The following is a 7,233-nucleotide window of genomic DNA, read 5'->3' as shown; positions in this document are numbered from 1 at the left end:
GGTGAATCCACTACAGCTATCGCAGGCAAGCCAGCTCCCACATTGACCCAGTTTCTTCAGGCGGGGTTATGTACTTCCCTTAGCCCAGGTTCTTGCCCAACAGGGCATGGTAGAGCTCGCTGTCCCCCAAAATCCCCACCACCTGATTGTTGTCGTGCAGCACCAGCTTGTTGCCGGTCTGGTAGCGGATCTGCAACGCGTCGCGCATGCCGATGTTCGAGTCCACCAGGGTCGGCACACGGCCCAGGCCTTCCACGGGTTGCCCCGGCGCCCAGTTCTGCAGGTTCATCACCGCGCCATTCTGGCGGGCGCCCTGGATGGTGTTGCCTTCGGCCAGGTCCAGCCACGAGTCGCCGCCCGGGTCCAGGCACACCGAACCATTCACGCGCTTGCAGTTGTCCAGGGTGCGCATCAGGCTGCGCCCGCACAACACGTTCAGCGGGTTGGTATGGGCGACGAAGGTGCGCACATAGTCATCCGCCGGGTTCAGCACGATCTCTTCCGGCACGCTGTACTGGATGATCTTGCCGTCTTTCATGATCGCGATACGGCTGCCGAGTTTCAGCGCCTCGTCGAGGTCGTGGCTCACGAACACAATGGTCTTGCTCAGCTTGCGTTGCAGTTCCAGCAGTTCGTCCTGCAGGCCCTGGCGAATCAATGGGTCGAGGGCGGAGAAGGGTTCGTCCATCAGCAGGATATCGGCGTCCATTGCCAGCGCACGGGCCAGGCCGACGCGCTGCTGCATGCCGCCGGAGAGCTCATCCGGCTTCTTGTTGCGCCATTGGGTCAGGCCCACCAGCTCGAGTTTTTCATCCACCAGCTTGCGCCGATCCTTTTCGGGACGGCCCTGCATTTCCAGGCCGAAGCTGATGTTTTCACGCACGGTCAGCCAGGGCATCAGGGCGAACTTCTGGAACACCATGGCGATGCGCTTGGTGCGCATCATCTTGAGCTCCGCATCGGTGCAGGAGGCGATGTCGATCTGGCGACCTTCGTGCTCCACGAACAAGTGGCCACGACTCACCGTGTTGAGGCCGTTGATGCAACGCAAGAGGCTCGACTTGCCGGAGCCCGACAGGCCCATCAGCACGCAGATTTCGCCTTTCTCGATGTCCAGGCTGGCTTTTTCAACGCCGACGATCTGCCCGGTCTTTTTCAGGATCTCGTTACGGCTCATGCCCTGGTCCAGCAGCTTGAGCGCTTCGCGCGGGTCTTTGGAGAAGATCACGTCGACATTGTCGAATCGGATAATGCTCATGCATCACCCCCTACTTTGGCGTCGGGTTGTTTGCAGATGCGGTCGAGCATGATGGCCAGCAATACGATTGCCAGGCCGGCTTCAAAGCCCAGGGCAATGTCGGCGGTGTTGAGCGCGTTGACCACCGGTTTGCCGAGGCCGTCGGCGCCCACCAGGGCCGCGATCACCACCATCGACAACGACAGCATGATGCATTGGGTAATACCGGCAGCGATGCTCGGCATGGCGTGGGGCAGTTCAATGCGCGAGAGCAACTGACGGCGCGAGCAGCCAAAGGCCTTGCCGGCGTCCATCAACTCTTGCGGTACATCTCGGATACCCAGGTAGGTCAGGCGGATCGGCGCGGCAATCGCGAACACCACCGTGGAAATCAGCCCGGGCACCACACCCAGCCCGAAGAGGGTCAGGGTAGGGATGAGGTAGACGAAGGTCGGTACGGTCTGCATCAGATCGAGCACCGGCCGCATCATGGTGTAGAACAGCGGTTTGTGCGCGGCGACAATGCCCAGCGGCACACCGATGACCACGCAGACCAGGGTGGCGAACAGCACTTGCGCCAGGGTCTCCATGGTTTCCTGCCAGTACCCGAGGTTGAGGATCAGCAGGAAGGAGGCGATGACAAAAACAGTCAGTCCCCATTTACGTTGGATAAAGTGAGCCAGCAGCGCAATCAGACCGATCAATGCCAGCGGATTGAACCAGGTCAGCGCAAACGTCACACCGTGGATCATCGTTTCCAGTGTCGATGCAATTGCGTCGAAATAGCTGGCCCCGTGTTGGGTCAACCATTCGACGAAGGCAGCGATGTACTGGCCTAGTGGGATTTTCTGTTCAGTCAGCATGGTAGTGAATGTCCACATGCGAAGAGGGAAAACATCCCGGGACAGCGCACCGTCCCGGGGTCAGCGTTATTTGGCGAGGTAGGCTTTGACGGCCTCCAGACCGGGTTTGCCGTCGACGGTGGTGACACCGGCCAGCCAGGTGTCGAGCACTTGCGGGTTGGCTTTGAGCCAGGCCTTGGCGGCAACGTCGGGTTTTTGTTTATCGTCCAGGACTTTACCCATCAGGGTGCTTTCCATGTTCAGGGTGAACACCAGGTTTTTCAGCAACTGGCCCACGTTGCTGCATTCCTGGGTGTAGCCCTTGCGGGTATTGGTGTAGATGGTGGCCTGGCCGTAGTTGGGGCCGAACGAATCGTCACCCCCGGTCAGGTACTTCATCTTGAAGCGGGTGTTCATCGGGTGCGGTTCCCAGCCGAGGAACACGATGGCCTGGTCGCGTTTGGTAGCGCGTTCCACTTGCGAGAGCATCCCGGCTTCGCTGGACTCGACCACTTTGAAGCCTGCGGTTTTCAGGCCGAAGGCGTCTTTGTCGATGAGGGTCTGGATGGTGCGGTTGCCGTCGTTGCCCGGCTCGATGCCGTAGATCTTGCCGCCCAGCTCATCCTTGAACTTGACGATATCGGCGAAGTCTTTCAGGCCTTTTTCGTACAGCGCTTCCGGGACCGCCAGGGTGTACTTGGCGTTCTCCAGGTTGGCGCGCACGGTTTCCACGGTGCCGGCATCACGGTACTGCTTGATGTCGTTTTCCATGGTCGGCATCCAGTTGCCGAGGAAGATATCCATGTTCTTGCCGTCAGCCAGGGACTTGTAGGTCACCGGTACCGAAATCATCGTGGTGCGCGGCTTGTAGCCCAGGCCCTTGAGAATTTCGCTGGTGGTCGCGGTAGTGACGGTGATGTCGGTCCAGCCGACATCGGAGAAGTTGACGGTCTGACATTGTGCCGGTTCTGCAGCGTGCGCCAGGACTGGCAGACTCAGCATGGCGGCCAACAACAACGAGGGTGAACCTTTCATGGGGCTAGACTCCTGTGTTTTTTCTGGCGGCATTCGCCGCGCTTTATAAGTGTTGCGGTTGGAGCGTGCGACAACAGCTCTGGCACGGTGCCTTGCAAACGAGTCGTGACTGATCATGTACCAGTGAAAATCTGACGCCTACAGGGGGCGTCGTATCCAGTACAGGGATGGTCGTATCCAGTGTCGGTGACGTCGCTTACAGATTTTTCCGAGGGTAAAACTGCTGTTTTTACCCTTCTGCACCGCTAAAAACGGCCAAAACAAGTGATCGTACGCAAGCGACGCTAGTGAGCATGGTCACGTCGGTGTGAGACGCCGTGAGGGGCGGCAAAAGCTTGATGATGCCGCCATTCGGGCGAATTCAGCGTAGCAGGTAGCCCGTGCTTATCGAGGAGTTCCACGGCAATGGCTATCAGCGTTTTCGACCTGTTCAAGATCGGCATCGGACCTTCGAGTTCTCACACCGTCGGCCCCATGCGCGCCGCGGCGTTGTTCGTCCAGGGCTTGCGTGAACGTGAACTGTTGGAACAAGTGCGGCGCGTCGAAGTTCAGCTTTATGGCTCTCTGTCCGCCACCGGCATCGGCCATGGCAGCGACACGGCGACCATCATGGGCCTGATGGGCGAGTGGCCGGACGCAATCGACCCGTCGCAGATCGGTGTGCGTATTCACACCCTGCGTGAAACCGACACCTTGTTGCTGGACGGACGCCTGCCGGTACCTTTTATCTGGGCGCGCGACATGCGCCTGCTCGACGAAAACCTGCCGTTCCACCCCAACGCCATGACCCTGGTGGTGTTCGGCGATCAGGGTGAACTGCACCGCGACACCTACTATTCGGTGGGCGGTGGTTTTGTGGTGGACGAAGCCCAGGCGCAAAGCGGCGTGGCCGATATGGATCGCACCGAACTGCCCTACGACTTTTCCAGCGCGGTGGAGCTGTTGCACCTGTGCAAGACCCACAACCTGCGCGTCGCCGAGTTGATGCTGGCGAATGAAAAGGTCTGGCGCTCCGAAGAAGAAATCCGCAGCGGCCTGATGAAGCTCTGGCACGCCATGCAGGATTGCGTGGAACAAGGCCTCAAACACGAAGGCATCCTGCCCGGCGGCCTGAATGTACGCCGCCGCGCCGCCAAGCTGCACCGCAGCCTGCAGGAACTGAACAAGCCCAATGTAATCGGCTCGACCTTGAGCGCCATGGAGTGGGTCAACCTGTTCGCCCTGGCGGTCAATGAAGAAAACGCCGCCGGCGGACGCATGGTCACGGCCCCCACCAACGGCGCGGCGGGGATCATCCCGGCGGTGCTGCACTACTTTATGAAATTCAGCGAAGACGTCACCGAAGCCAACGTGGTCGACTACCTGCTCGGTGCGGCGGCGGTCGGCATTCTGTGCAAGAAAAACGCATCGATCTCCGGTGCCGAAGTCGGCTGCCAAGGGGAAGTAGGCTCAGCCTGCGCCATGGCCGCCGCCGGGCTCGCCGAAGTCCTCGGCGCCACGCCGGAGCAACTGTGCAACGCGGCGGAAATCGGCCTGGAACACAACCTCGGCCTGACCTGCGACCCAGTGGGCGGGCTGGTGCAAGTGCCGTGCATCGAGCGCAACGCGATTGCAGCGGTGAAAGCGATCAACGCCGCGCAAATGGCCTTGCGCGGTGACGGCCAGCACTTCATCTCCCTGGACCGGGTGATCCGTACCATGCGCGATACCGGCGCGGACATGCATGACAAATACAAGGAAACGTCGCGGGGTGGGTTGGCGGTGAGTGCCGTTGAGTGCTGAGACCGCGTCGACTGCATCGCAGGCAAGCCAGCTCCCACATTTGAATGTGTTCACAAATCAAACTGTGGGAGCTGGCTTGCCTGCGATAGCAATAGTCCAGACTGCACTGCTCATAAAGTGAACACCCGGATCCAAAAACGCCACCTTTTAGCGCGTCGCAAACAGATAAGTAGCTTGCGAACGATTCCCCGCCTGAACACCCATCCCCTGTGCGAGCGGTGACAGACTTTTCCCTCACCCGCAAAGCGCCTTCCCACAAGTGCTACCGAACTGCTCACACCTGTTGAGACGGCTTGTTCCTACGCGCATTTTCGGCCATATCCATACATCCGGCGCGGGCTTGTTTAGACGCGTCATCAGGTCGTTTTTAGGAGTTATTGGACGGCCATTCAATTTTAGGCATGGCATTTGCTCTATCAATTCAAAGCCTCGTTCTGTGTCGCAGACGAGCGCAATAACAAGAGCCTCGCCTGAGGCCATCACCCGCTTTGTGTGAGGAGATATCGCGATGACGTCGTTCAACTCCGGGGCTCAACCCCAGAACCGTGCGCCTCAATCCATCGGCTTTCTGCTGCTGGACAATTTCACGCTGATTTCCCTGGCGTCCGCAGTAGAACCCCTGCGCATGGCCAACCAGTTGTCCGGTCGCGAGCTGTACCGCTGGACGACCCTGAGTGTCGACGGAAACCAGGTGTGGGCCAGCGACGGTCTGCAAATCACCCCTGACGCCTCCATGCACAAAGCCCCGGCCCTCGACACCGTGATCGTCTGCGGCGGCGTGGGTATCCAGCGCACCGTTACCCGCGAGCACGTGTCGTGGCTGCAAAGCCAGGCGCGCCAGTCCCGCCGTCTTGGCGCGGTGTGCACCGGCAGTTGGGCCCTGGCCTGCGCCGGCCTGCTGGACGGCTTCGATTGCAGCGTGCACTGGGAATGCCTGGCTTCGATGCAGGAAGCCTTCCCGCGCGTATCGATGAGCACCCGCCTGTTCACCCTCGACCGCAACCGCTTCACCAGTTCCGGCGGTACCGCGCCGCTGGACATGATGCTGCACCTGATCAGCCGCGATCACGGTCGCGAGCTGTCGGCCGCCATCTCCGAGATGTTCGTGTACGAGCGCATCCGCAACGAGCAGGACCACCAGCGTGTGCCGCTCAAGCACATGCTCGGCACCAACCAGCCGAAGTTGCAGGAAATTGTCGCGTTGATGGAGGCCAACCTGGAAGAGCCGATCGACCTGGATGAGCTGGCGGTGTACGTCGCCGTGTCCCGGCGTCAGCTGGAGCGGTTGTTCCAGAAATACTTGCACTGTTCGCCGTCGCGCTACTACCTCAAGCTGCGCCTGATCCGTGCGCGGCAGTTGCTCAAGCAAACGCCGATGTCGATCATCGAAGTGGCGTCGGTGTGCGGGTTCGTGTCCACGCCGCACTTCTCCAAATGCTACCGCGAATACTTCGGCATTCCGCCGCGTGACGAGCGCGTCGGCTCCAACACCACCCAGCAGGTAGCGATGATGCCAATTCCGCAGGCGCTGGTGCTGTCGCCGTTGTCGGGACCGATGTCGGCATTGAGCCAGGCGCGCAATGAGTCGACGTTTGCGAGCGTACGGCTCTAGATCCAGCTGCCTTCATCGCAGGCAAGCCAGCTCCCACATTTTGATCTGTGTATACATTCAAATGTGGGAGCTGGCTTGTCGAGTCGTCGCACCGCTGCGATAGCGGTCTATCAGGCGCCAGAGTTCTGCTTGAACTGCACCAACGCCGGCAACAACTGTTTGTCGATCGCCTGCCTTACCGCCGGCAAAATCGTCGCACGGCCGGTGTACATCTGTTCCACCATGCCCTTGAGCGCCTTGGCGCGTGCTTCGCTCAAGCCGCGTACCGCGCACTCGCAAGCCTGTTCGGCGGTGGCGCCGCTGGACACTTCAAAACCCAGCGAGCGCAGGTGGCCCAGCAGGTCATCCTGGTCAATCAAATCCGCGTGCATCATGACGTTTATCCTGGTGAGGGGAGCGGGGTCTGATCTGGATTCTGGTAGGCCTGCGGGTGGTCGGCAAGGGCCGAATGCCGGGATGGCTCGGATGGCTATGGGCATGTCGTTTTCGGGCCATTTGCCGACGGCGGTAACCGGCACACTGAACCCAGGCACGCCCCTTGACGGTTTGGTCACCCTCAGGATGCATGGCCCACACAAAGCGCTCTGCCCCGGTCCTGTCACGGCTTGATCGGGGCTTTTTTTGCCCGGGATTTGTGGGGTTGCTACCGGCCTCATCGCAGGCAAGCCAGCTCCCACAGGGAAATGCATTCCAAGTGTGGGAGCTGGCTTGCCTGCGAAGGCCGC

General features: G+C 60.3%; 6 protein-coding genes. 2 read left to right on the top strand and 4 right to left on the bottom strand.

The features are described 5' to 3' along the window. Window positions 1-79 precede the first annotated feature (79 nt). From choV to ACW9IB_RS28985, 3 genes are all read right to left on the bottom strand, one after another. Window positions 80-1,258: a choline ABC transporter ATP-binding protein gene (gene choV, locus ACW9IB_RS28995; protein WP_457368910.1), complete on the bottom strand. Its 1,179-nt coding sequence runs from the start codon at window positions 1,256-1,258 to the stop codon at window positions 80-82. After that, window positions 1,255-2,100 carry a choline ABC transporter permease subunit gene (gene choW / locus ACW9IB_RS28990; RefSeq protein WP_457368909.1) on the bottom strand — a complete coding sequence of 282 codons (846 nt, stop codon included), beginning with the start codon at window positions 2,098-2,100 and terminating at the stop codon, window positions 1,255-1,257. The genes choV and choW overlap by 4 nt, the downstream gene beginning before the upstream one ends. Window positions 2,101-2,166: 66 nt before the next feature. After that, window positions 2,167-3,114 carry a choline ABC transporter substrate-binding protein gene (locus ACW9IB_RS28985; RefSeq protein ID WP_457368908.1) on the bottom strand — a complete coding sequence of 316 codons (948 nt, stop codon included), beginning with the start codon at window positions 3,112-3,114 and terminating at the stop codon, window positions 2,167-2,169. Between the two features lie 405 nt (window positions 3,115-3,519). Here ACW9IB_RS28985 and ACW9IB_RS28980 point away from each other — a divergent pair, with 405 nt between their 5' ends. After that, window positions 3,520-4,896, top strand: coding sequence for an L-serine ammonia-lyase (locus ACW9IB_RS28980; protein WP_457416725.1), 1,377 nt, complete (start codon window positions 3,520-3,522; stop codon window positions 4,894-4,896). Between the two features lie 508 nt (window positions 4,897-5,404). Then, entirely contained in the window at window positions 5,405-6,508 is a 1,104-nt protein-coding gene (gbdR, locus tag ACW9IB_RS28975) for a choline metabolism transcriptional regulator GbdR (RefSeq protein ID WP_065938176.1), read from the top strand. 110 nt (window positions 6,509-6,618) lie between these two features. On the opposite strand, the gene ACW9IB_RS28970 is transcribed toward gbdR, so the two are convergent. Then, a complete protein-coding gene (locus ACW9IB_RS28970; protein ID WP_457368906.1) occupies window positions 6,619-6,882 on the bottom strand; it encodes a hypothetical protein in 264 nt (87 codons plus the stop codon). Between the last annotated feature and the right edge of the window lie 351 nt (window positions 6,883-7,233).

The sequence above is a fragment of the Pseudomonas sp. SDO524_S393 genome (assembly GCF_054071875.1).
Note: the sequence above shows the minus strand (reverse complement) of the source record. Positions and strands in the feature narration are given on the sequence as shown.

Bases quoted from the DNA above. Each gene is read 5' to 3' on its own strand.
- choV (WP_457368910.1), bottom strand. From the start codon at position 1,258: ATGAGCATTATCCGATTCGACAATGTCGACGTGATCTTCTCCAAAGAC.
- choW (WP_457368909.1), bottom strand. From the start codon at position 2,100: ATGCTGACTGAACAGAAAATCCCACTAGGCCAGTACATCGCTGCCTTC.
- ACW9IB_RS28985 (WP_457368908.1), bottom strand. From the start codon at position 3,114: ATGAAAGGTTCACCCTCGTTGTTGTTGGCCGCCATGCTGAGTCTGCCA.
- ACW9IB_RS28980 (WP_457416725.1), top strand. From the start codon at position 3,520: ATGGCTATCAGCGTTTTCGACCTGTTCAAGATCGGCATCGGACCTTCG.
- gbdR (WP_065938176.1), top strand. From the start codon at position 5,405: ATGACGTCGTTCAACTCCGGGGCTCAACCCCAGAACCGTGCGCCTCAA.
- ACW9IB_RS28970 (WP_457368906.1), bottom strand. From the start codon at position 6,882: ATGATGCACGCGGATTTGATTGACCAGGATGACCTGCTGGGCCACCTG.